The sequence below is a fragment of the Cohnella thailandensis genome, assembly GCF_014212135.1.
In the GTDB taxonomy this organism is placed as follows: Bacteria; Bacillota; Bacilli; order Paenibacillales; family Paenibacillaceae; genus Cohnella; species Cohnella thailandensis.
In genome coordinates, this window is the sequence record NZ_JACJVQ010000001.1 from 1 (window position 1) to 22,072 (window position 22,072).

General features: G+C 59.0%; 19 protein-coding genes. 3 read left to right on the forward strand and 16 right to left on the reverse strand.

The genetic code is table 11. From position 1 onward, the window contains the following. The coding region (locus H7B67_RS30615; protein WP_221468626.1) for a hypothetical protein at positions 1-300 on the forward strand (300 nt) is incomplete at its 5' end. Positions 301-363: 63 nt separating this feature from the next. Next, positions 364-777, forward strand: a complete 414-nt coding sequence (locus H7B67_RS00005) for a DUF4395 domain-containing protein (RefSeq protein ID WP_185117751.1) — start codon at positions 364-366, stop codon at positions 775-777. 283 nt (positions 778-1,060) lie between these two features. On the opposite strand, the gene ligA is transcribed toward H7B67_RS00005, so the two are convergent. From ligA to H7B67_RS00060, 11 genes are all read right to left on the reverse strand, one after another. Further along, positions 1,061-3,082: an NAD-dependent DNA ligase LigA gene (ligA, locus tag H7B67_RS00010; protein WP_185117752.1), complete on the reverse strand. Its 2,022-nt coding sequence runs from the start codon at positions 3,080-3,082 to the stop codon at positions 1,061-1,063. A 34-nt stretch (positions 3,083-3,116) separates the two neighbouring features. Continuing rightward, on the reverse strand, positions 3,117-5,618 hold the full coding sequence (gene pcrA, locus H7B67_RS00015; protein ID WP_185117753.1) for a DNA helicase PcrA: 2,502 nt from the start codon (positions 5,616-5,618) through the stop codon (positions 3,117-3,119). Next, positions 5,608-6,345, reverse strand: coding sequence for a heptaprenylglyceryl phosphate synthase (gene pcrB / locus H7B67_RS00020; protein ID WP_245363112.1), 738 nt, complete (start codon positions 6,343-6,345; stop codon positions 5,608-5,610). The genes pcrA and pcrB overlap by 11 nt, the downstream gene beginning before the upstream one ends. 142 nt (positions 6,346-6,487) lie before the next feature. Then, positions 6,488-7,384, reverse strand: coding sequence for a UTP--glucose-1-phosphate uridylyltransferase GalU (gene galU / locus H7B67_RS00025; RefSeq protein ID WP_185117754.1), 897 nt, complete (start codon positions 7,382-7,384; stop codon positions 6,488-6,490). An 18-nt stretch (positions 7,385-7,402) separates the two neighbouring features. Beyond that, positions 7,403-8,785, reverse strand: a complete 1,383-nt coding sequence (locus tag H7B67_RS00030) for a UDP-glucose dehydrogenase family protein (protein WP_185117755.1) — start codon at positions 8,783-8,785, stop codon at positions 7,403-7,405. Between the two features lie 259 nt (positions 8,786-9,044). Next, complete coding sequence (locus H7B67_RS00035) at positions 9,045-10,160, reverse strand: CgeB family protein (RefSeq protein WP_185117756.1); 1,116 nt, start codon at positions 10,158-10,160, stop codon at positions 9,045-9,047. A gap of 425 nt (positions 10,161-10,585) precedes the next feature. Then, complete coding sequence (locus H7B67_RS00040) at positions 10,586-10,951, reverse strand: hypothetical protein (RefSeq protein ID WP_185117757.1); 366 nt, start codon at positions 10,949-10,951, stop codon at positions 10,586-10,588. Between the two features lie 98 nt (positions 10,952-11,049). Beyond that, on the reverse strand, positions 11,050-13,557 hold the full coding sequence (locus H7B67_RS00045) for a U32 family peptidase (RefSeq protein WP_185117758.1): 2,508 nt from the start codon (positions 13,555-13,557) through the stop codon (positions 11,050-11,052). Positions 13,558-13,691: 134 nt separating this feature from the next. Further along, positions 13,692-15,629, reverse strand: a complete 1,938-nt coding sequence (locus tag H7B67_RS00050; protein WP_185117759.1) for a stalk domain-containing protein — start codon at positions 15,627-15,629, stop codon at positions 13,692-13,694. A 20-nt stretch (positions 15,630-15,649) separates the two neighbouring features. Then, complete coding sequence (locus tag H7B67_RS00055; RefSeq protein WP_185117760.1) at positions 15,650-16,771, reverse strand: S1C family serine protease; 1,122 nt, start codon at positions 16,769-16,771, stop codon at positions 15,650-15,652. 196 nt (positions 16,772-16,967) lie between these two features. Next, on the reverse strand, positions 16,968-17,177 hold the full coding sequence (locus tag H7B67_RS00060; RefSeq protein ID WP_185117761.1) for a hypothetical protein: 210 nt from the start codon (positions 17,175-17,177) through the stop codon (positions 16,968-16,970). A gap of 306 nt (positions 17,178-17,483) precedes the next feature. On the opposite strand from H7B67_RS00060, the gene H7B67_RS00065 reads away from it, so the two are divergent. Further along, positions 17,484-17,999, forward strand: coding sequence for a DinB family protein (locus H7B67_RS00065; protein ID WP_185117762.1), 516 nt, complete (start codon positions 17,484-17,486; stop codon positions 17,997-17,999). Here the strand turns inward: H7B67_RS00065 and H7B67_RS00070 are convergent. From H7B67_RS00070 to H7B67_RS00090, 5 genes are all read right to left on the reverse strand, one after another. Beyond that, complete coding sequence (locus H7B67_RS00070) at positions 17,977-18,834, reverse strand: DUF817 domain-containing protein (RefSeq protein WP_185117763.1); 858 nt, start codon at positions 18,832-18,834, stop codon at positions 17,977-17,979. The genes H7B67_RS00065 and H7B67_RS00070 overlap by 23 nt on opposite strands. Next, entirely contained in the window at positions 18,831-18,992 is a 162-nt protein-coding gene (locus tag H7B67_RS00075; RefSeq protein ID WP_185117764.1) for a PhzF family phenazine biosynthesis protein, read from the reverse strand. The genes H7B67_RS00070 and H7B67_RS00075 overlap by 4 nt, the downstream gene beginning before the upstream one ends. A gap of 162 nt (positions 18,993-19,154) precedes the next feature. Continuing rightward, positions 19,155-19,865, reverse strand: coding sequence for a YwaF family protein (locus H7B67_RS00080; protein ID WP_185117765.1), 711 nt, complete (start codon positions 19,863-19,865; stop codon positions 19,155-19,157). A gap of 103 nt (positions 19,866-19,968) precedes the next feature. Beyond that, a complete protein-coding gene (locus H7B67_RS00085; protein ID WP_185117766.1) occupies positions 19,969-20,661 on the reverse strand; it encodes a response regulator transcription factor in 693 nt (230 codons plus the stop codon). Further along, positions 20,627-22,054 carry a sensor histidine kinase gene (locus tag H7B67_RS00090; protein WP_185117767.1) on the reverse strand — a complete coding sequence of 476 codons (1,428 nt, stop codon included), beginning with the start codon at positions 22,052-22,054 and terminating at the stop codon, positions 20,627-20,629. Before H7B67_RS00090 ends, H7B67_RS00085 begins: the two co-directional genes overlap by 35 nt. Positions 22,055-22,072 lie beyond the last annotated feature (18 nt).

The following is a 22,072-nucleotide window of genomic DNA, read 5'->3' on the forward strand; positions in this document are numbered from 1 at the left end:
TATTTCATTACGCTCGATGTTCAGTTTTCAAGGAACAAGTCGAATCTTAACGATTCTATTCTTTTAACTCGCTGCCCCGTTACCGAAGCAGGAATTACATCTTACCGCATTCCGCCTTCGCTTGCAACCCACAATGTTTTCCAAGTTGTCGTCTTACCGATGATCTTGGAGTTTGTCGGTCGCATTCGCTTCAGCGGCGCGAGAAATAATGTACCACGGATCGGCAGGGGTTTGCAACAGGTATTATTTTACATCATTAAAGAAGGTTCGATGCCCGCTCTCTCCTACATAAATTGTTGACTTTTATATTCCGATAAACTAACTTGGTGTTAGAGTCTTTTATTTATGTCGGAGGTGTTCTCCATGCGCGAGAATCCTATGCCTTATATTAAAGCCAATCAAACGGGAATCGTTCTGTTCGTTCTCCTCGCGGCGGCATTCCAACAGCCTTGGGTTTTGGCCGTTCTGTGGCTTATTCAAATGACCGGTCTCGCCACGAGCGGCCGATGGAACCTGTTCGTCCGCATCGCGAAGCCGTTCCTTCGCACGGATGGACGCGAGACGCAAGCCGAGGAGCTGACGCGCTTCAACAATTCGCTGGCCGTTCTTTTCCTGACGCTGTCCATCCTTTTCTTCGCCGTAGGCTGGACCGTTGCCGGATACGTTTTTGCCGCGTTCCTGTTCTTGGCCGCCGGAGTCGCCCTTCTCGGTTATTGCGTCGGATGCACGATCTACTTCCAATACAAGCAAATACGACATAAGCTTAAGCACAGTTGATCTTTAACATAACAAGGCCCTCTTCGTTTCCAAACGTCGAGGGCCTTGTTGCTTGCCGCGGCACAATAATCCGGATCCATTATGCCGCCTCTCCCATTCGCTCAGGCATCCAAAGCCGAAGAGACGCTCCTCCTCCTCCTCCTCGATCCCCTTTCGCATCTACTGAGCGAAAGGGAGAGGCTCGCTAATGAGCTTGAAGCTCATGAGTAGCCCCCGCCCCTCCCACTCCGCCGTATACATAAAAGAGGCGGCTCGGGGCCTTCTCCCCGAACCGCCTCTTCCTTTATTCCAAGCCGAGCAGCCGCAGCAGCTCATCCTCGTCCTCAAGCACCGGCACGCCAAGATCGCGGGCCTTCGCCAGCTTGCTGCCCGCGCTCTCGCCGGCGATGACGAGATCCGTCTTCTTGGACACGCTGCCGGACACCTTGGCCCCGAGCGCTTCCAGGCGCTTTCCCGCCTCGTCGCGAGTCATCTTCGTCAGCGTGCCGGTCAGAACGACCGTCTTGCCGAATAGAGGGTGGCTCGCGTCCGCGGTCTCCGCGGCAGGCCGATCGGCCTCCGCCTTAACGCCGGCGGCCCGCATCCGGGCGATGCTCGCCTGCATAAGCGGATCGCGGAAAAAGCCCGCGATGCTCTCCGCGACGATGCCGCCCACGTCCGGCAGCGTCATCAGCTCCTCCGCGTCCGCCGCCATCAGCTTGTCGAGGTCGCCGTAATGATCGGCCAGCGTCTTCGCCGTCGCCTTGCCCGTGTTCGGGATGCCGAGCGCGTTCAGGAACGCAGCCAGCTCCCGCGACTTCGATTTCTCGATGGCCGCCAGCAGATTGGCCGCTTTCTTCTCGCCGAAGCGCTCCAACCCTACCAACTGCTCAAGAGTCAGGCCGTACAGGTCCGCCGGATCGCGAACCTCCAGCTGATCATAGAGCTGCTCCGCCGTCTTGCCGCTGAACGTCTCGATGTCCATGCAATCGCGCGAAGCGAAATGTGTGATGCGGCCGACGACCTGCGGCTTGCAGCCTAGACGGTTGTTGCAGAACAGATGAGCGCCGCGCATCTCCAGGGGAGAGCCGCAGCCCGGGCAGACGGTCGGATAAACGATCTCTTGGCCGACTTCGGATTCCTCCGCTTTGCCGAGAATTTCGGGGATGACATCGTTGGAACGACGGATGAACACCCGGGTGCCCAAGCCGTACTTGAGGTTTTTCCTCTCGATGTCCCCGATGTTGTTGAGCGTGCAGTTCTGCACCGTTACTCCGGCCAGCTCGACGGCTTCCACGCGCGCGAGAGGCGTGATTTTCCCCGTTCGTCCAACTTCCCAGGACACGGATTCGAGAACCGTCGTCGTCTCCTCCGCCTCGAACTTGTAAGCGATCGCCCAGCGCGGGAACTTGTCCGTATAGCCGAGCGCTTCGCGCGTGGCGAAGTCGACGATCTTGATGACGGCTCCGTCGATCAGATAGTCCAAGCTATTACGGCGTTCGGCGATTTGGGCCAGCTCCGCGGAAAGCTCCGCGAAGTCCTTGAAATAACGTACATAGGGATTGACGGGGAACCCGCTCCCGCGGAGAAAATTCATCATCTCCCGATGATCCCGGAAGCCGATGCCGTCCGTATAGCCGATATTATAGAAAAAAGCGTCCAGCTTCCGGGAAGCGGTCACGCGAGGATCGAGGTTGCGAAGCGCTCCGGCCGCCGCGTTGCGGGCGTTCTTCAGCGGCTCCTCGGCGGTCTCGTTGTACCGTTCCAGCACGGAGAGCCGCATAATCCCCTCGCCTTGCACTTCAACCGTTCCCTCCGTAAAAGGAATCGTAAGCGGCACCGAGCGAATGGTTTTCACTTGAGCGAGAATTCCTTCTCCGACGACGCCGTTGCCCCGCGTAGACGCTTGCTCCAAGCGTCCGTCCCGATAGGTCAGGTTCAGGGTTAGCCCGTCATACTTCAGCTCGACGACGTACTCCGGCTCCGGGAGAGGGCGATCGGGATTCTTCGCGTTGTAATCCGCGATAAGCTTCTTGACTCTCGTCTCCCAAGCCGCCAGATCGTCCGCGTCCTGGGCCTTGTCCAGACTCCACAGGCGCGAGAGATGGCGATGGGGCTCGAAGCCCTTCAGAATATCTCCCCCGACCCGGAGCGTGGGCGAATCCGGCAGCGTGACTCCACTCTCGGCCTCAAGGGCCGTCAATTCGTCGTACAGGAGATCATACTCCTTGTCGCTGATCGTCGGCTGGTCTTCCGTATAGTAACGGTGGCTATGCTCATTCAGAAGCTTGACCAGCTCCGTCATCCGCTCTTGCGAATCCGCCATGGGAAATAACCCTCTCTTCGAATAAGAATCGGTCCTAAATCTTCGTAACGGGAGCAAAAGCCGCCAGCAGCCGCTTCACTCCGATCGGAGCGTTAAAAGCAATGGTAAGCTCGGTGTCGTTGCCCGTGCCCTTCACCGCGACGACCGTGCCGACGCCCCACTTGGCATGCTGCACCTTGTCGCCCGCCGAAACGGCGAGACCGCCGCCGCCCGCGGCCGCCGGCTTAGAAGCTCCCGGCTGAGGCGCGACGCGCGCGCCGCCCGATGACGCTCCGCCAGCCGGCGCCCCGAAGCGAGGTCCGGCCGGCTGCCCGGAAGCAGGACGGCCGCCGAATCCGCCGCCTTGCGCGCCGAAGCCCGGAGCCCCGCCGGAACGCGCTCCCGCTCCGAAGCCGCCCGCGCCCGCTTGCCCGCCTTGCCCGTACGAGCCGAAGCGAGGCCCCGCTCCGCCGGTCGCCGCTCCGCCACCGCCTCCATAGCCCGGCCGCGCCCCGAAGCCGCCTCCATAGCCGCCGGATCCGCCTTGGCCGCGGCCCTCGGACATCTCCTTCAGCTCGTCCGGAATCTCCTGCAGGAAACGCGAAGGCAGGTTGTTGCTCGTGCGCCCGTAGAGCAGGCGCATTCTGGCGCAGGTCAGATACAGCTTCTTCTCCGCTCTGGTGATGCCGACATAAGCGAGCCGCCGTTCCTCTTCCATCTCGTCGTTATCCAGGAAGGCCCGGCTGCCCGGGAAGACGCCTTCCTCCATGCCGATGATGAAGACCACGGGAAACTCCAGTCCCTTGGCGCTGTGCATCGTCATAAGCACGACGGCGTCGCCGCCGTCCTCTTCCTCGTCGTTCATCGAGTCGATATCGGCGATAAGCGCCAGGTCCGTCAGGAACGCCACGAGCGACTTGTCGTCGCTGCGCTTCTCGAACTCCTGGGTAACGGACAGGAATTCCTCGATGTTCTCCAGCCGCGCCTTGGATTCCAGCGTATTCTCGCGGATGAGCTCCATCCGGTACTCGGTCATCTCCAGCATTTTCTCCGTGAGTTCGGTTACCGAGAGATAGTCCACCATGGCCGTCAGGTTCGCGATCAGATAGCGGAAGCCAGACAACGCCGTCTTGGCTCGGCCTTGAATATCGACCTGGAACAAGCCGTCCCCGAGAATTCCGTCCCCTTCGCTCAGCAGGCTATAAATAGAAATTCCGCGCCGGGTCGCTTCCTCCTGCACCTTCGCCATCGTCGTGTCCCCAAGCCCGCGCTTCGGAACGTTGACGATCCGATTCAGGCTGATGTCGTCGTCCGGGTTGGAGATAAGACGAAGGTAGGCCAGAATATCCTTGATCTCCTTGCGGTCGTAGAACTTCGTGCCGCCTACGATCTGATAGGGGATCTCCGACTTGATCAGAATTTCTTCCATCACCCGGGACTGGGCGTTCGTCCGATAAAGGATAGCATGATCGCCGTAATGCTTGCCGTTCTGCCGGCCCCGCTTGATCTCTCTGGCGACGAAGTACCCTTCCTCGTGCTCCGAATCGCCTTGGTAGACCGTGATCTTTTCCCCGCCGTCCTGATCCGTCCATAGGTTCTTCGCCTTGCGCCCCATGTTGTTCTTGATGACCTGGTTGGCCGCTTCGAGGATGTTGGAGGTGGAACGGTAGTTCTGCTCGAGCAGGATCGACGTCGCTTCCGGGTAGTCCTTCTCGAAGTTGAGGATGTTCGTGATGTCCGCGCCGCGCCAACGGTAGATCGACTGGTCGCTGTCGCCGACGACGCAGATGTTGTGGTGCTTGTCCGCCAGCAGCCGGCACAGCATGTACTGAGCCCGGTTCGTGTCCTGGTATTCGTCGACGTGGATGTACTTGAACTTGTTCTGGTAGAAGTCTAGCACTTCGGGAACTTCTTTAAACAGCTTGATCGTCATCATGATGAGGTCGTCGAAGTCGAGGGAGTTGTTGCTCATGAGCCGCTTCTGGTATTGGGTATAAATCTTCGAGACGATGGTTTGAAAATAGTCCCCGATGCGCGATTCGTACTGTTCCGGAGAGACGAGCTCGTTCTTGGCGGCGCTCATCATCGCTTGGACCGCCTTGGGCTCGAATTTCTTCGTGTCGACGTTCTGTTCCTTCATGATGGTACGGATTACGGACAGCTGGTCGCTCGAATCGAGGATGCTGAAGTTCGAGGTGAAGCCGATCCGTTCGATGTCCCGGCGCAGAATCCGCACGCACATCGAGTGGAAGGTGCTCACCCAGATATCCCGTCCCGACGGGCCGACCAGCTTCGAGACCCGCTCCTGCATCTCGCGCGCCGCCTTGTTGGTGAAGGTGATCGCCAGTATGCTCCAGGGCGCGGCAAGCCTCTTCGCGATGATGTAGGCGATCCGGTGCGTCAGCACGCGAGTTTTGCCGCTGCCCGCGCCCGCCATGATCAGCAGCGGCCCTTCCGTCGTGACCGCCGCTTCCTTCTGCTTCGGATTCAATCTTCTTACCGCATCGTCTATGTTCACCTGTTGATTCTCGGATGGATCCACCGGTTCAAAAAACATGGTCTTGCTCCTTTACGCTGAATTTCACCGCTTCGACCGTTCCGAGCGCCGCGGCGAGATCGTCGTAGATCGCGTTGCCCACGATGACCGTATCCGCGGCGCGGCCGGCTTCGCGCGCCTGCTCGGAAGTGCGAATGCCTCCCCCGTAGAAAAGCCGCGCCTGCCGAAGCTCCCCGCGGACCTTCCGGACCAGCTTCATGTCGCCGAAAGCTCCGCTGTACTCCAAGTATACGACCGGCACCCGCCACAGTCGATCCGCCAGTTGGCCGTAAGCGACGGCACGGGAATCCGAAATCCCGCAATCCGCCCCCGACACCCTGGCCGCCGTCGATTCCCCGTTCAGCACGATATAAGCTTCGCCCGCCACCGAATCCCAAGGCAGAAAAGCCCCGAACTCCTCGATGGCGCTCGTCTGGTGCCCAATCAGCCAGTCGGTATCCTTGGCATTCATTACCATCGGAATAAAATAGCCGTCGAAGCCCGGAACGGCGCACTCCGGATCGGTCAGCTCCAACGCGCAGGGCACCTCGTAGCGGCGTATTCTCGCCAGAAGGTCCACCGTATTCTCGTAGGTTACGCCGCTCGATCCGCCTACGAGGATGGCGTCGGTGCCGGATCGGCACACGGCTTCGAGCGCCTCGTCCGAAATCTCGCGATCCGGATCGAGCTTGAACACGTGCCGCCATTCGTTATAAAAAGAAGGGAATGCGATCATGCGTTCCTCCATGACGTTTACCCCTAGTCTACAGGAATTCGGCCGATCTTCCAAGACGGGCGCAAACGAAAAGCCGCCCGATCCCGCCGCGGCGGGAATTCAAGCGGCATGTGCTTCATGCGCGTATTCGTTTCGTATGTTTGCGCGAACGGTTTTACTTCTTCAAAGCCAGGTCGTTCCGCAGCTTCTCCAGCAAGTAAGCCCGAACGTCGCCGCCGAGATCCGGACGCTCCAGCGCGAAGTCGATGATCGTCTTCAAATAGCCGAGCTTCTCGCCCGTATCGTAACGCCTGCCCTCGAACGCGTAGGCGTAGATCGATTCTTGGCCGAGCAAACGGAAGATCGCGTCGGTCAGCTGGATCTCCCCGCCCGCGCCGGTATTCTGCGTCTCGAGCAGATCGAAGATGGCCGGAGTCAGAATATAACGGCCCATAATGGCAATATTAGAAGGCGCGCGCTCCGGAGCCGGCTTCTCCACGACCCCTTGAACGCGGATCATGGAGCCCTCAAGGTTCTCGCCGCTCGCCGGATCCACGATCCCGTAGCGCGAGACCTCGTCGTCCGGCACTCTTTTGACCGCGAGCACGCTGCTCTGGACTTCATTGAAGACGTTGATCATTTGCTTAAGGCAAGGCTCGTTATCCGATTGGACGATATCGTCGCCCAGCAGAACGGCGAACGGCTCGTTGCCGATAAACTTGCGGGCGCACCAGATCGCGTGCCCGAGCCCCTTCGGCTCCTTCTGGCGAATATAGTGGATATCCGTCAAGTCGGACGCCTTCTGAACCTCGGACAGCAGATCGTACTTGCCCTTGGTCAGCAGATTCTGTTCCAGCTCGAACGAGCTGTCGAAGTGATCCTCGATCGCTCTTTTGCCCTTGCCGGTAACGATAATAATGTCTTCGATTCCCGATGCGACCGCTTCTTCGACGATATATTGAATCGCCGGCTTGTCTATAATCGGCAACATCTCTTTGGGCATGGCTTTGGTTGCCGGCAGAAAGCGGGTTCCTAGCCCCGCGGCCGGAATAATCGCCTTGCGGATTTTCATATGACCTTGCACCCTTTCCTAACCTGTAGGCTCATTCGACGACGGGGACAGCGAGTCCCAAACCGTCGGAAGCTCGGACGGAACGGCCCGCGAATCGGGGAGCCGCCCCACTCCGATACAGACAACTCCTTGCGAATTTAACAATACAGCATCGAGCGCGTTGCGTCCATCCAGCAGGATCGGACGTTTCATCCATTGTTTGAACTGCTCCGGAGTAATCTTGCGGAACTCCGGCCATTCCGTGACGAGGATCGCGGCATCGGCGCCCAGAAGCGCCTCCTCCGCCGATCCGCATAGCTGCACGGCGTTCGGAAGCGCCTGCCTAGCCTCCTCGCCCGCAGCCGGATCGTACGCGGTCAACTGAATCCCGTTATGGCGCCGCAGCAATTCCGTGGCGAGACGGATCGACGGCGCCTCTCTCGTCTCCTCGCTGCCCGGCTTGTAAGCGACTCCGAGGAGAGCGACCCGTCGCCGAGAAGGCCCGGACAACGCGGCCTCCAGCTTGCGGACCATCCGCAGCGGAAGCGTCGCGTTGGCGCGAAGCGCGGAAGCGAGCAGCGTCTGGGGCGCTCCGGCTCCCTCCGCCATGCGCACCAACGACCGGGCGTCCTTCGGAAGATGGGGTCCGCCGAAGCCGAGACCCGCCCCTAGATATTGGGAGCCGATCCGAGGATCGAGACCGAGCATTCTCTCGATGGCCGGATAATCGGCCCCGGTCTGTTCGGCGAGCGCGGCCATCTCGTTCGCGTAGGACATCTTCACGGCCAGAAAACCGTTCGCGGCCAGCTTGCCGAGCTCCGCGCTTCTCCGATCCATTCCCAGAATCGGCGCCGAGAAGCGGCTATGGAGAAGGCGCAGCCTCTCCGCCGTGTCTTCGTCATTGGAACCTATCACGATAAAAGACGGATCGAAGAAATCCCGAACCGCCGTCCCTTCCCTCGAGAACTCCGGAACGGAAGCGACGCTGATGTCGCAATGCTCCGGCAGACGCCGGCGAAGCCGGTTCTCCAGGCGATCCCCCGTCCCGACGGGAACCGCGCTTTTGACGACGACGATTCGTTTGCCGCTCCCCTGCAAGTCGGGCAGCCTGTCCACTGCCGTCCAGAGCTGGCCCAGCTGCAGGTTGCCGTCGTCCCCGGACGGCGTGCCGAAGGCGAGGAAGATTACCTCCGCGTCGCTGAACGGCAAATCTTGCCCGGAACGGAAGCTAAGCCTGCCTGCCTTGACGTTCCGGATAACGAGCGGCTCCAGCCCCGGTTCTTGAAACGGGACGACTCCGCCGTCCAACTGATCGATTAGTAAGTTATCGTAATCAAAGCATTCTACATAATGCCCAAGCTCCGCGAAGCCTGCTCCCGTAGTCAAGCCGACGACATTCATGCCTACAACCGCCAACTTCATGCGGCCACCCCTCGTTCCTATTAGTATTGTAGATGAAAACAGCCGCAAATGCGACAAATTCTGGAACCCATTCTAAGATTCCGGCGATTATCCGCTTGTCATGTAACCATATCCGTTTAACGAATTGTATCATTCGCGAGTAGTCGGTTCTTTCGAGTTATGTAAACGCAACGTTAACTCTTGCTTTCGTTTATATTTCGCAAAAAAAAGAAGAGAGACTCGCCGCCGCAAGGCGCGTCGTCTCTCCTTCCGTATCCGTTCAGCCGAGCTGCGCCGTGTCCAGCAGCCGGGATACCCTGGCGGCAAACGTGTGATCTCTCATGGTGCGGAGCAGCGCCCTCCACGCAATCCGCTGCCTCTCCTCCTCGTGCGTCAGGTAATGCTCCAGCTTGCCGAGAAGCTCTTCCACGCTGCCATAGGTAACGATCTCTTCATCCGGGACATAGTAGCTGCCGATATCTTCCCTGGCATCCACCAGCTGCAGGGTCCCGCAGGCCGAGATTTCGAAGGTTCTCGGGTTGGGCGAGGCGGCGGGAATAAGAATGTCGTTCTCGTTCCTCTCATCGTCGATAGCGCGGTGAATGTTGATCGCGATTCGATTCGCGCTGTAATTCTCCGCGGTCTCGAGCGGATCCATCCAACGGCCGGGCCCGAACGTTCCGTTAAAGGAAGGGGGAATCTCCAGCTGCTCCCACCAGTATCCCGAGATATGAAGCTTGCGATGGGAGAGGGCCGGCAGAATCGTACGGAACAGCTCCAGACGATTGCGATAGGCGCTTCCGATAAAGCAGACATCGCCGCGAAGCTCTCTTCTCGCATTGCGCGGTCGGTAGGAGCCGGGGTGAATGCCCAGAGGGAGGTTAACGACGTTGGCGGCCCCCAATTGCTGATAAACGGGGACGCAATTCCTCTCCGGAGTGAATACGTAATCGAACAGCGGCGCATAACCGGAGGTAAAGCTCATGTAATAGGGATCGTCCGTCAGCCAGACCGCCGTTCGTATTCCGTGCATTCTTAACAGTTGCACGTTCTCGGCTTCGAAACGGGTGCCGTCCAGCACGAGCACGAGATCCGGGCGTTCCCCTATCGCAAAGGGTACGACCGGGTCCGTCGGCTGCATGACCGTCGTTCTCTCGGCCGCCTCCGCCAGAGCGGCGGCGATTCCTTGGTCCAGTGAGCTGTAAGGAAGCTCCTTGCCCGATGCGACATAAAGGATATGGACAGGGCGTTTCTGCACGGGAAGCTGGGTTGCCTGCATGATCGCTTCGCACTGCCCCTGCCACCTTCCGTCGCTTTTGCCCTGAGCAGCCCCTTCCAAAAATCCGGCATTATAGGAGCTGGATGTGCGGGAACGCTTCGTTTTTCCGATCGGCATCTTCATCCCCTCCAGTATCTCTGCGTTCATGGGGCAGCTGCCAGTGCCCATCGCGTCTCGTCATTAATATATGAACGTTTGCCCTATTAGGCATGGATACTCGCCCGCCCGCGAATATCCAATTGCTTCTCCTATGCCTCCTCTCCCTTTCGCTCAGGTCAGGGGAGACAATCGTTAAGCGCCGTTTAACGAAAAGAAGCTCTGCGGGTCAACCTGAGCGAAGGGGAGAAGAGAGCTAATCCCGCACCTCGCCTAATGGATTGCCTTCGCGACCACCCCGTATCTATTCAAAAAAAAGACCCCCGGGCACAACCAATGCCCGAGAGTCCCTGAATTTGTCCGGCTAGAGAAGACCCGCCAGCTTCTGGCGGCCTTCCTCCAACCCTTCGGCAAACCCGATCTGATAGTTCGGCTCATACGCGTCGTTAAAGCCCTGAAGACGCCTGCTCTCCAATAGCCGAGCGCGGGCGTTCGCCAGGGAGCGAGGTTTGCCCCTGCGGTTCGGACGAACTCTCCGCTTCCCGGCTTTGCCCTGAAGCGTCCGCCCCGTCCGCTGCCGCCGATTGTTCGGAAGCCGTTCGTTCCGCGGCGACGGCTTCCGGATACGCTCCCGCTTGCGGCTGGCCTGCGGAACCTTCTTGGCCGTACCGGCCTTCGCCGTGCCGGTCTTCTTCGCGCCGACGGCCCGGCTCGCCGTTCCGGAAGCCGTCGGGGCTCCGACGATCGGTTTCGCCGTTCGGACGACGCGGATCCGCCCTCTGTGAAGCAGAAGACCCGCCGATCCGCTCCAACTGGTCCCTTCCCTCTTCTTGGATAGGATATCGATTGCCTCCCCGCTTGAATATGCTACAGCATATGTCCGCGGCCATTCGGTGACACTCGCCTCTCCTTATTTAACGAGCTGTCCGCGAGTCACGCCGAGCTGATTGGTCGCCTTCAGCTTTTTCCATACCTCGGTGCCCGAGACGCGGCCCTCCATCGCATCGCGATAGAGCTTCAGCACTTCTTGAACCTTCTCTCCCGACTCCTCCAGAAACTCGACCCGGTAGGACGAAACTCCAAGCTCGAGGAAGTTCTGCAGGTATTCCGCGCCGGACTGCTCGATCGCGTTATACACCGTGTTGCGGCAGCCTTCGTCCACCCGCACCGGATGGTTCATGCCGATCCGGTCCTGCAGGGACGCGCGCGACTGCTCGCAAGGGCGGCCGCAATTCGTGTAGTCCGTCCCTTCGCTGAGGAACGTGCAGTAAACGCAATGCTCCGTATGGAACATCGGCATATGCTGATGGATGACCAGCTCCAGGCGGGACGTATCCGCGAGCCGGAGCATGTCGACCATCTGCTGGATGTTCAGGTCGTAGGACGGGGTCACCCAATCAAGGCCGACCTCGCGGAACAGCTCGACCGTCTTGTGGTTCGAGACGTTCAGCGAGAAGTCGCCGATCAGCATCGGGTGTTCCTCGTTCGGTTTCTCCGCCCGTTCCTTCAAGTAGTAGTAGAGCGCCCCCGTATTCCGGACGAGCACCGCGTCGGGCTTCAGGTTCAGAATGTTGCGGTGGTAGCCGTTCTCTCCCGGCATATGGATGCGCGGCGTCGCGAGAGCGATCGGCTTGCCGGCCTCGCGGCAGATCGCGATCGCATCCGGGAATTGCTTAATGAACTCGAAGTCGGCGTAGATCATCGAGACGTCGGTCTTCACGGCGGCTTCTACTTGCTCCAGGGTACGGCACAGCGCCGTCATCCTCGGAGACGTAACCGGAGCCGGCGCTTTCTCTATCGGCGTCTCCTCCATCGGCAAGCGGGTATACTTCGGAGGCTGTTCGCGCAGCAGCTCCAATTGCAGGGCCGCCTCCCGGCGAATCCGGTTCAGCTCGCTCTTCGGAACGATGACCTCGCCTTCCAGCGACACCTTGAGCTGGTCGAGCCAATAGAGAGTTCCGCCCAACCGTCCGAGCTGCTCTTCCAGCACCTCTTGGCCGAGAGGACGCTTCTCCGCCTTCTCCAATGGCATCTGCGACTGCACGACAACGGTCGTCCCCTTGTCGAGATCGGTCCACAACGTACGCAACGGAGCGCCTTCGCGTCCTTCGACCGTAACGGCCGCAGGGAACACGCGGTAAGGCTTATCGGTCTCGAACGTGCCGCGCAGTCTCTTGTCCAGCGCCGGGTCGCTCGTTTTCCAGATCCTGTCGCCCTCGTGAAGACGGGTAAGATCGACGTCGTTGCGCCCCATCACGATCTCGATCCGGCTTCCTTCCGTCACTTCCCCTTCCAGCTTCAAGCCGCCGCGGCGAAGGTCATAAACGCGGCCGCCTTCTTCCTTCTTCGTCGGATCGCCGGCGTCGAACACCAGGCCGTCACCGCGCTTCAGCGGGGCTTCGATCGAACAGATCACGCCGTCCCTTAGAATTTTCTCGACTCGGCCCAGGTAGACCCCGCGGCTCTTCGGGAACGTTCCGTCGACGAGCTTCTTGTTGTTCGTGCCTTCCAGGAAGCCGTGCGTAAAGCCGCGCGAGAAGCTCTGCTGCAGCTCGCGAATCTCCTCGGCCGTCGGGCCGGCGTCGTCGCCGTCGAAATACTTATCGATCGCCCGGCGGTACTTGCTTACGACGTTGGCGACGTATTCCGGGCTCTTCAGGCGGCCTTCGATCTTGAAGGACGTCACGCCCGCCTCGATGAGCTCGGGCACCAGATCGATCGCCGCCAGATCCTTCGGAGACAGCAGATACGCGATATCTCCCATCGGCTTGTGAACGCCGTCGACCATCAGATCGTACGGAAGGCGGCAGGCCTGCGCGCACTCCCCGCGGTTCGCCGAACGTCCTCCCCATACCTCCGAGGTGAGGCATTGACCCGAATACGAAACGCACAGCGCCCCGTGCACGAACACCTCCATCGGCAGCTTCGCCTGCTCGCCGATCTTGCGGATCTGCTTCAAGTTGTTCTCCCGGCCCAGCACGACGCGCTCCAGGCCGAACGGCTTCGTGAACTCGACCGCTTCCGGAGAGGTAATCGTCATCTGGGTAGAACCGTGAATCGGGAAGTCCGGTGACATCTCCCGAATCATTTTGACCAGGCCGAGATCCTGCACGATAACCGCGTCCACTCCGGCTTCGATGCAAGCGTCGACCAGAATGCGGGCGTCGCGCAGCTCGTCCTCGAACACGAGAATGTTGAACGTCAGGAAGCCCTTGACGCCGTAGCGATGCAGGAATCGCATGATCTCCGGCAATTCCGCCATCTTGAAGTTGTTCGCGCGAGCGCGGGCGTTGAACTTCTCCACACCGAAGAAGATCGCGTTCGCCCCGTTCGCCACCGCCGCTCTCATGCATTCCCAATCGCCCGCGGGCGCGAGCAATTCGATATCTTCACGCCGTATAACGGCTTTGTCTGTCATTGCGTACGTACCTCCATACCGCCCTATCGGCGGTTAATTACCCCTAGTATAGCAAACCGGAAGCCGCCGGGACAAAAGAAAAGTCCGGAAGGAGCGCCGGAAGCGCTCCGTCTGGACTTAGCAAGACAAATATCTTATTGAAACTGGATAGACTGGGCTGCCTTGTTCAGCAGATCGAGGTTAAAGGCGCTGCCGTTTGCGAGGTCGTAAATCTGTTCGATAATGAACAAGTTCCCGTTATGGTCGACCATCGTAAGAATATTGCGGTAAGGGGTTCCGTTCAGCTCTTCTTCGTATACGATTCTCTTGCCGCTCTTGCCGGCGATGGTCACGTTTCCGTTCTCGATCATTTTGAAGCCGGCGGCGGTTTGCTGCTTATTTTGCACGAGCGACTGCACCGATTGATAAGCGGCGGAAAGGTCGGCAGGCTGTTCGATTACCGTAATCGAGAAGGTGGTGCCGTAATCGTTATATTGAACGTTTCCGCCTTCGAAGTCCTTGCTCGTTCCCGTCCAATGCTGCGGAAGCGTCACGCTAAAGGCGAACTTCTTGCTTGTCTTGCTTGTCGTTGCCGTCGCATCGAGAATATCGGTGCTGTCCTCGATATAGCCGATATTTTCATCGATCACAGCCGGGTCGATTCGGATCGAGTCCAATACCTTCTCGGCCATCGGCTCGTATTCGCTTTTCTTAGTTTGGAAGTAGGAGAATTCCGCATAGAAACGATGATTCCCCGCAAGCGAGAACAATTGATACTCGTCCGACCAGTTCTTCGTATCGTTCGAATAGGAGATCTTCAGCAGGATCGCCGGTTGACCGTTCCAGGTCACGTTCTTCCTTTCGATCTCCTTGTAAAAAGGAGTATCGAATAAATGCTTCAGCCGTTCAACGCGGCGATCCACCCACTTCTCCAGCGTATCGCCCGATACCAGGGACGTCACCTTGGCATACAAATACGCGTCCTGATCGCCGGAATAGTAAAACGGGTACGCTCCTGCATCTTCGTCTTTCCACCAATCGACAGGGAGCTCGACGCTCATTCCGTAATCGTCGTGCTCAAAGGCGATCTGACCGTCCGCGACCGCCGTCAGATCCTTCACCTTCTCGTCCTTCGGGTCGAAGGTCGTCCGGAAGCTATTCAGGATGCCGACTTCCTTCTCCAGCTCGGCGGCCGATGTCGTCTTCTTGCCGAAGACGACCGTATACAGTTTTTCGTTCGCTTGAAAGCTGCGGTATTGATAGAAGTAGCCCGTGGTGCTGTCCTTCGAAACGGCCTTGCTGTAGTCCTCTCCCGTTTGGATTGCGGGTTCATAACTAATCAGAGTCTCTTTTTCAAAGAAGTAGCTCAACATCTCTTCCTTTACTTCGGAGGAGGACAACGCGTTGGTGGCCTCCTCAACAAGGATGGCAAGGTAATAATCCTTGGCGACATCCCGGAACTCCAAGGAATCTCCGTTCGCGGACTGGTAGCTCTGAACCAAACCGGTCGGATAATTCATCGTCCAGCCATAATAGCTGTCCCCGATCTTGGTCTTGCCCGCGTCGGAATCGATCCCGGAGGCGCTCCCTCCGCTGCCCGTTCCGGCGGATGAGGACGTTGCGACCGAGATGACGATCTCCTTCGTCGCGGCGTTCGGCGTCACCGTCGCTCCGAACGCTTGCACGACGCGGAGGGGAACCATCGTGACCCCCTTCACGACAACCGGCGCGGAGACCAGAGCGGATTTTTGACCGTCCACCCAAGCCGTCTTGCTGCCGATCGTCAATACGATCGTATGGGTCAAATATTTAAGAGTTATGACCTTATTGTCTTTAAGCTGCAGAGAAGCCCCGAAGCTTTTCGTGATGACGCTGAGCGGAACGAAGGTCGTTCCATCCTTCTGGAAAGGAGCCGTAATCGCGACGGGATTGCCGTTCACCGTCATCTGGGCGCTGCCGACCTTGAGCTTGATCGAAATCCCATCGGTCTGGGTCACGCCCTCCGCCGCCAGCGCCGGAACGGTCAAGCCGAACATAAAGGATAGAATGAGCAGGAAGGATAAGATTGCTTTTGAATTCTTGGCTGTGACCATAATGTGGATGGACTCCCTTCTTAGTTAGCCGTGCTTGTCGTTAAAACAACCTTGCGAGTAACGAGGTCTCCGTCGGAGAGTAGCGTAATGCTTACCGATTGGCCGGGAATAAAGGTTTTCAACAGCTCGTTCAATTCCACGAGGGTCGAAACCTGCTTGCCGTTCACCGAATACAATTGGTCGCCATCCTTCAGGCCGGCCGCGGTCGCTTCCTTCGAAGCAACCTTCGTGACGACCATCGGGTCCTCCGTCGGAAGCCCGACCACCGCCGACCAGCTCTCTTCGAGCTCGACGCCGAGGTCCGCCCTCATGACCTTCCCGTATTTGTTGATCTGATTGACGATGTGCTGAACGGTGTCGGCCGGGATCGCGAATCCCATGCTATCGATATCAACGTCCACGAACTTCATCGAGTTGATGCCGACGACCTCGCCCTTCAGATTGACGAGAGGACCGCCGCTGTTGCCCGGATTGATCGCCGCGTCGGTCTGCAGCAGATTGTAATAGGAGGAGACCGAACGGTTCATGCCGCTGATGACCCCGACCGTAGCCGTATTCCGCAGGGAGAAGGATACTGGGGTTCCGAGCGCGATCACCGTCTCCCCGACTTCGACCTTCAGCGGAGACGCGGCGAACGTTGCCGGCTTCAGTCCGATCGCGTTGATCTTCACCAAAGCCAGATCGCTGGTCGAATCCATATATTTGCGAGTTCCTTCATACTCCTTCCCTTCTGAGGTGACGACGACGATATGATCCATCTCGCTAACGACGTGGGCGTTCGTTAGGATCAGGCCGTCCCCTTTCAGAATGACTCCCGTTCCATGAGCCAAGCTGAACCGGTTGGAGGAGCTCTCATCTTGCGGCTTGCCGATAATGGCTACGACGGATGGAGCCACTTTCTTGACGACGGAAGGCACGGGATCCGGCGCCGTGTACGTGTACTTCTTAGTTGCGGCATCGTAGGAACCCGTTCCTCCGGTCTGAGCGACGAGGGAGGAAGCCTTCACGTATACCTCGCCGTTAATGACGGCGGCATCCAGCGATACCTTGGACGGAGCGACCGCCTGAGCGCTGCTTCCCGCGAGCGATGCCGAGATCGCCAGCAAGCCGACGATCCACCTTCTGTTCCTTGACGCATTCATCTCTATCCCACTCCCCAAGCAATCAATTCCGAAAATATGGTAACGATATTTCATGGAATAATTTATCATATAAATGGTTTCAATAGTATGAAAATCTGACGTTTTTGCCCCAAAGTCTTATGAACGCCAAACAGGCCGGAGATCGCTCTCCGGCCTGCCGTTCCGTTCCTATTTAAATACGCTTAGCTTACTTCGTTTACCAGCCGCTGACCATCTTCACGTCCGCGATGAGGAAGACCACCAATGCCACGAGCGTGAACGCGATCGCGAATACGTTCTTCTTGCCGCGGTTCATGACCAACCGGACGAGTCCGATAACGAGCAATACTGTGAAAATAACCATGAAAACGTCGAACGGAGTAAACGTGCTTGCCGATTCTTCCGCTGCATTCGCCGCCAAAAACATGGGTGCGACCTCCTTTTATTCATAAGCTTCCCATTATCCTATATGTTATATTCCCGAAGCCGTCCACGCAAGTGCGAACTCGTCCCCGCAACACTTTTGTCACAAGTTTGTCACGGAATGTCTATGGCCTTTTGCCCCGAATGGGCTTATTTATCCGCGTCCTCGAAAATAAAAGATGTCCAATTTCGCCATATTTTATAACCCCTCCTCGTTCGAAGCAAAAGAAACGGATTAAAAATATTCATTTGACAGCCTCCGAGCGATCGCCCTATGCTACAGGTAATTCTTGATAGGGAGGGTTCCACAATGAGAGCAAGACCTGGAGCAGACGAGTATGGCGGCCACTTCGGGACGTATATCGAGCAGACCCCCGAAGGAGATTTGATTGAGTTATTGGCAAAGCAAGGAGAAGAAACGGCAGCTCTCCTCAGAGGCCTGACCGAGGAGCAAGCCCTGCACCGGTACGCCCCTGGCAAATGGAGCCTCAAGGAAGTGTTCGGCCATATCGCCGACAACGAACGGATCATGAGCTATCGCCTGCTAAGGATCGCCCGGGGCGATACGACTCCGCTGCCCGGCTACGACCAGGATATCCTGGTGCCGGGAGGAAGCTTCGATTCCTGGACGGTACAGCAGCTTGCGGACGATTACTCGGCCGTTCGGCAAGCGACCCTTACCCTGCTTCGCGGCCTCTCCGAGGAAGCCTGGCTGCGCAAAGGAACGGCCAGCAACACGGCGATATCCGTCCGCGCGCTGGCCTGCGTCATCTCGGGTCACGAGCTTCACCATCTCCGGATCGTCAAGGAACGCTACCTGGCGTAGACGGTCCCGCCGGATCTGCCCCCGGCCTTCCGGACGGTTGCTCCCGCGCTTCGGCGCGGGGCAGCACCCGGTACTTGAGCTCCTTCAGCTGCACGACGATGATGATGCTGATGATCACGAGCATAAACCACGAGCTAAGCTTCCCCAGATGAACGACATTCCAATGCCTCTCTTGATTCGGGTACGTCCACGCCCCTAGGAACGTCGAAATATTTTCCGCCAGCCAGATGAAGAACGCGATCAACGCATAGGAGACCAACGCATGCATGCGCAGCGTTCGCCCTCCGACCTTGAAGGTCACGACCGTCCGGTAGAAAATAACGAGCAGCCCCGCAAGGATCGCCCAGCGGAGGTCCGCCATGTAGTGGTGGGTGAAAAAGTTGGCGTAAATGGCGACCGCGATTCCCATGCTCCAGACGGCTTTCGGCCACCTCTCGAACCTTAGGTCGAAGCGCCGCCACGCTTGGCAGATGTAGCTCGCCACGCTCGCATACATGAAGCCGCTGTAGAGCGGAACCCCTCCCAGCTTGCTCCACGCCTCCTCGGGGTACGACCAGGAGCCCATATGCACCTTGAACAGTTCAAGGCCAAGGCCGATGAGGTGAAATAGCGTGATGACCTTGAGCTCGTCCGCGGTCTCCAGCCTCAGGGCGACCATGACGATCTGCATCGCCACGCAGATCAGCAGAATGAAATCGTACCGGGGAATAAAGGGAATATCGACGACCTTCGTCACCGCCATCGCCGAGAAAATGGCGACCGGAAACAAGCAGCACAGCGCCTGCGTCCATCCGAATAACAGCAGCGTGCGGATGGCCCTGCGTGCTGTGCTCATGCCTGCCTTACCCGAGTCGTCTTCGGATCGGCATAGGCCGCGGTCCCTTGCGTCGTTTCCGCGGAGAGCCCCTCCGCTTCCAGCAAGACTCCGGCCGGGTTGCCCCGCTCCGGCGCGGCGGAGAAAGCATCGTATCGATGAACGAGATAAGTCGGCAAGCGCTGCATCCTCCCCATTGACCCGGGGCCGCAAGCTCCCGCCTGCGGGCCCGGGTTCGTTGCCCCTAGAGTAGCACAGGGACATCCGATTGCTCAATGGAAGGACGGTCATAATATCCTGATCGAATGGGAGAGGCGGCATAGGGACTCATTGGTTCATGATCACACGCTTTCTTCCGAATGGGATGGATCGCCGGCGATCCGGTCGATCGCCCGTACGATTCCGTACAGCGCGAGGCACAACGCGACGGCGACGAACTCGAGCTGAACCAAGTACCACGGCCACGGTCCCAGCAGATCGAGCAGGGAGCCGCCGGACGGCTTGCGGGCCAGGAACATGAAGTTCGTGCCCGCCAGCCAATTCGCGATCGCGGCTGGCACCGCCAGCAGGTTCAGCCAGAGCACCGCCCGGAACGCGGAGCCGAGCGTCGGCCGGTACCTCTCCACCGCGGTCATGTATACGCTCGCCGACACGATGGCGATGTGGGCGATGAAGAAGTGGAAGTAGCGGAATTCCGGGAACGACTCCCTGAGATCCGGAGTGAGCAGCGCCTGCATGGCCCCGAGAAGACCGAGGAAGAAGGTCACTTCGTACAGCCGCCGGTTTCCCGTCAGCAGGAGGGCGACCGAGAACCACAGCATGATGCTGCATAATTGAAATGGCAAAGCGCCGATTCCCCAGCCGTCCGATATCGCGTACGACACTTGCAGGGACAGCTCGCTTCCGATCAAAACCGCAACGATCGCGAGCTTCACGGCACGGCCGATCCTCGGCCCTCTCAGCCTCGCCCGCAAGGCGACGATCGCCGCGACCGCGATAGCCGCGGCCGCCAAAGCGGCCCAATGCGCCGCATGAAACGCCTCGAACTCCATCGTTCTCCCTCCTTCCCGCATCGATAATCGCCTCGCCGGTTACAACCCCATTTTAGAAAAAACGCGCAAAAAAAATAGTACCATCTTTATCTGGTACCATTCGTTAGCCCTTCTTATTCTCTCCCTCTCCTGTCCGTTCGAACAACCCCATCTCCTTCGCCTGCCGGGCCGCGTCCTTCGAGGACTCCGTCCTCAGCTTCCGGAGGATGTTGCCCACATGGTTCTTGACCGTTCTTAGCGATAAGAACCGCTTCTCGGCGATTTGCGATTGCGAGTACCCTTCGTCGATCAGCTCGAGCAGCTCCAGCTCCGACGGCGTAATCAGCTCCCGAAGCTTCTTGGCCTCGAACTCCCGCTCCAGCCGCTTCAGCCGGCGGAACTCCTCCCGCATCCGCTCCGCGGCCTCCGGGCTGATCGGCGACTGGCGGCTTGCGGCCGCCCGCACCGCTTCGGGCAGCGCGTCGAAGTCGCTCTTGATCCGGTAGTCGATCGCTCCCGCCTGGAACGAGCGGAGGATCAGCTCCTTCTCCTCCATCGAGGTAAGCATGATGACCCGCGCCCCGGTCGCCAGGGCCGCTTCCTCCGCGAGCCGGATCCCTTCGGGTACTCCGTCCAGCATGATGTCCATGAGGATGACGTCCGCCCCGAGACCGCCGGCAAGCAAGGTTCCGCGAACCTCCTCCGCAACGCCGAACGAATAGACGACCTCCATGTCCGGCTGCCGGTCCAGATACGCCTTCAGTCCCCGGAGCCAGTCCCGGTCATCCTCCACGATCCACACTCGAATTCGCTCCAACGGCTTCGCCTCCTTGTGCCTTAATCTGTCCGATTCTCTCCGCCCTAACGGCCCTCTTGGGAAAAGTCAGATACGCGCCGGTGCCCTTGCCCAATCGGCTGTCGAGGTGCAGCATGCCTCCATGCTTGCGCATCACATGATAGGCATACGGCAGCCCCAGCCCGAAGTTCGCGCCTCCGCCGCGCGTCGTATAGAACGGCTCCAGGGCCCGCGCCGATTGGCGGCGATCCATTCCCGGCCCCGTATCCCGAACCTCGACGACGAGCTCCCGTTTCGTCTCCGTCATCCGAACGGCGAGCTCTCCTTGGCCGTCCATGGCTTCGATCGCGTTCGCGATCAGGTTATTCAATGCCTCGGATACTTGAGCCGGGTCCAACCGGCACCTCCACCCCGCCGGCGCCGAGACCTCCATTCGGACTTGGCCGAGCCGAGGGAAGTATGCATCCGCCGTCTTCCGGACCAAGTCGCCGAGATCGACATCGCCGGGCCGCAGCTCAAGCTCCTCGGTCCGGCGATGCACGCGGGAGATCATCTCCTGCATGTGGCCGGAAGCCCCGAGCACCGTCTCGATATCCTCCAGCAGCTCCGGCTGCGAAGTGCTCTGCGCGTAGGCTTTCATTTTCTCCCCGAACAGTTTGATCTTGCCGGCATCGTTCTTGATCGCATGGTTAAGGATGGCGGTCCCCGACGTTACGGCTCGCATCGCGGAATCCAATCTCCTTCGTTCCACGAGCACGCTCAGCCCCATGAACCCGTACGTGAACAAACCGAGGACGAACACGACGACGCCGAGCCCGACGAACCACGCGTTGTACACCCACATCCGCATCATCCCGAGGCTGGGCAGGATAAAATTCATGACGGCAAAGAAGACAACCGGCGGAAGAACGGACAAGCAGACGATCCAATAGTCGGACGACCAAGCGGCATGACGGGGCTTGCGCGTCAGAACGAGAAGAACCCCGACCGCTATGTAAGGCACCGCCCACCAGACGGCGACCGTATAGGCGATCGGCATTCGCTCCGTATAAGTCGGCGTGAACAGCAAGCAGCAGGCTATCGGAACGAGCAGCAGCGCCGGCAGCGCGACCGACAGCTTGCGCGGCAGCCGTCCCCCCCGGTAAGAGATCGCGAACAGGAGGAAAAAGTAAGGGACTCCGTAATAGGAGGAGACCGAAGACGCCGCCTGCACGTGATAGAGAATTCGCGTCCATTCCCCATACCGGCCCAAGCCGTCCAGATAAGGAATGAATCGCTCGTCGAGGACGGCGGCAAGCGCTCCGGTGCCGCCGAAGAAGGCGACCCCGCTTAGCCGGCGAAGCTCCGCCGAACGCCGGTCGGCGAGCAGCAGGAACGCCGATACCGCCCATAACGCGATCCATACGAACAGCATGCAGTGACCCCTTCCCGC

What these genes read in the sequence shown, in the direction of transcription:
- ligA (WP_185117752.1), bottom strand. Translation starts at nt 3,082, where the DNA reads ATGGCGGATTCGCAAGAGCGGATGACGGAGCTGGTCAAGCTTCTGAAT.
- pcrB (WP_245363112.1), bottom strand. Translation starts at nt 6,345, where the DNA reads ATGGAGGAACGCATGATCGCATTCCCTTCTTTTTATAACGAATGGCGG.
- pcrA (WP_185117753.1), bottom strand. Translation starts at nt 5,618, where the DNA reads ATGTTTTTTGAACCGGTGGATCCATCCGAGAATCAACAGGTGAACATA.
- H7B67_RS00030 (WP_185117755.1), bottom strand. Translation starts at nt 8,785, where the DNA reads ATGAAGTTGGCGGTTGTAGGCATGAATGTCGTCGGCTTGACTACGGGA.
- H7B67_RS00050 (WP_185117759.1), bottom strand. Translation starts at nt 15,629, where the DNA reads ATGGTCACAGCCAAGAATTCAAAAGCAATCTTATCCTTCCTGCTCATT.
- H7B67_RS00055 (WP_185117760.1), bottom strand. Translation starts at nt 16,771, where the DNA reads ATGAATGCGTCAAGGAACAGAAGGTGGATCGTCGGCTTGCTGGCGATC.
- galU (WP_185117754.1), bottom strand. Translation starts at nt 7,384, where the DNA reads ATGAAAATCCGCAAGGCGATTATTCCGGCCGCGGGGCTAGGAACCCGC.
- H7B67_RS00065 (WP_185117762.1), top strand. Translation starts at nt 17,484, where the DNA reads ATGAGAGCAAGACCTGGAGCAGACGAGTATGGCGGCCACTTCGGGACG.
- H7B67_RS00035 (WP_185117756.1), bottom strand. Translation starts at nt 10,160, where the DNA reads ATGCCGATCGGAAAAACGAAGCGTTCCCGCACATCCAGCTCCTATAAT.
- H7B67_RS00070 (WP_185117763.1), bottom strand. Translation starts at nt 18,834, where the DNA reads ATGAGCACAGCACGCAGGGCCATCCGCACGCTGCTGTTATTCGGATGG.
- H7B67_RS00090 (WP_185117767.1), bottom strand. Translation starts at nt 22,054, where the DNA reads ATGCTGTTCGTATGGATCGCGTTATGGGCGGTATCGGCGTTCCTGCTG.
- H7B67_RS00060 (WP_185117761.1), bottom strand. Translation starts at nt 17,177, where the DNA reads ATGTTTTTGGCGGCGAATGCAGCGGAAGAATCGGCAAGCACGTTTACT.
- H7B67_RS00005 (WP_185117751.1), top strand. Translation starts at nt 364, where the DNA reads ATGCGCGAGAATCCTATGCCTTATATTAAAGCCAATCAAACGGGAATC.
- H7B67_RS00080 (WP_185117765.1), bottom strand. Translation starts at nt 19,865, where the DNA reads ATGGAGTTCGAGGCGTTTCATGCGGCGCATTGGGCCGCTTTGGCGGCC.
- H7B67_RS00045 (WP_185117758.1), bottom strand. Translation starts at nt 13,557, where the DNA reads ATGACAGACAAAGCCGTTATACGGCGTGAAGATATCGAATTGCTCGCG.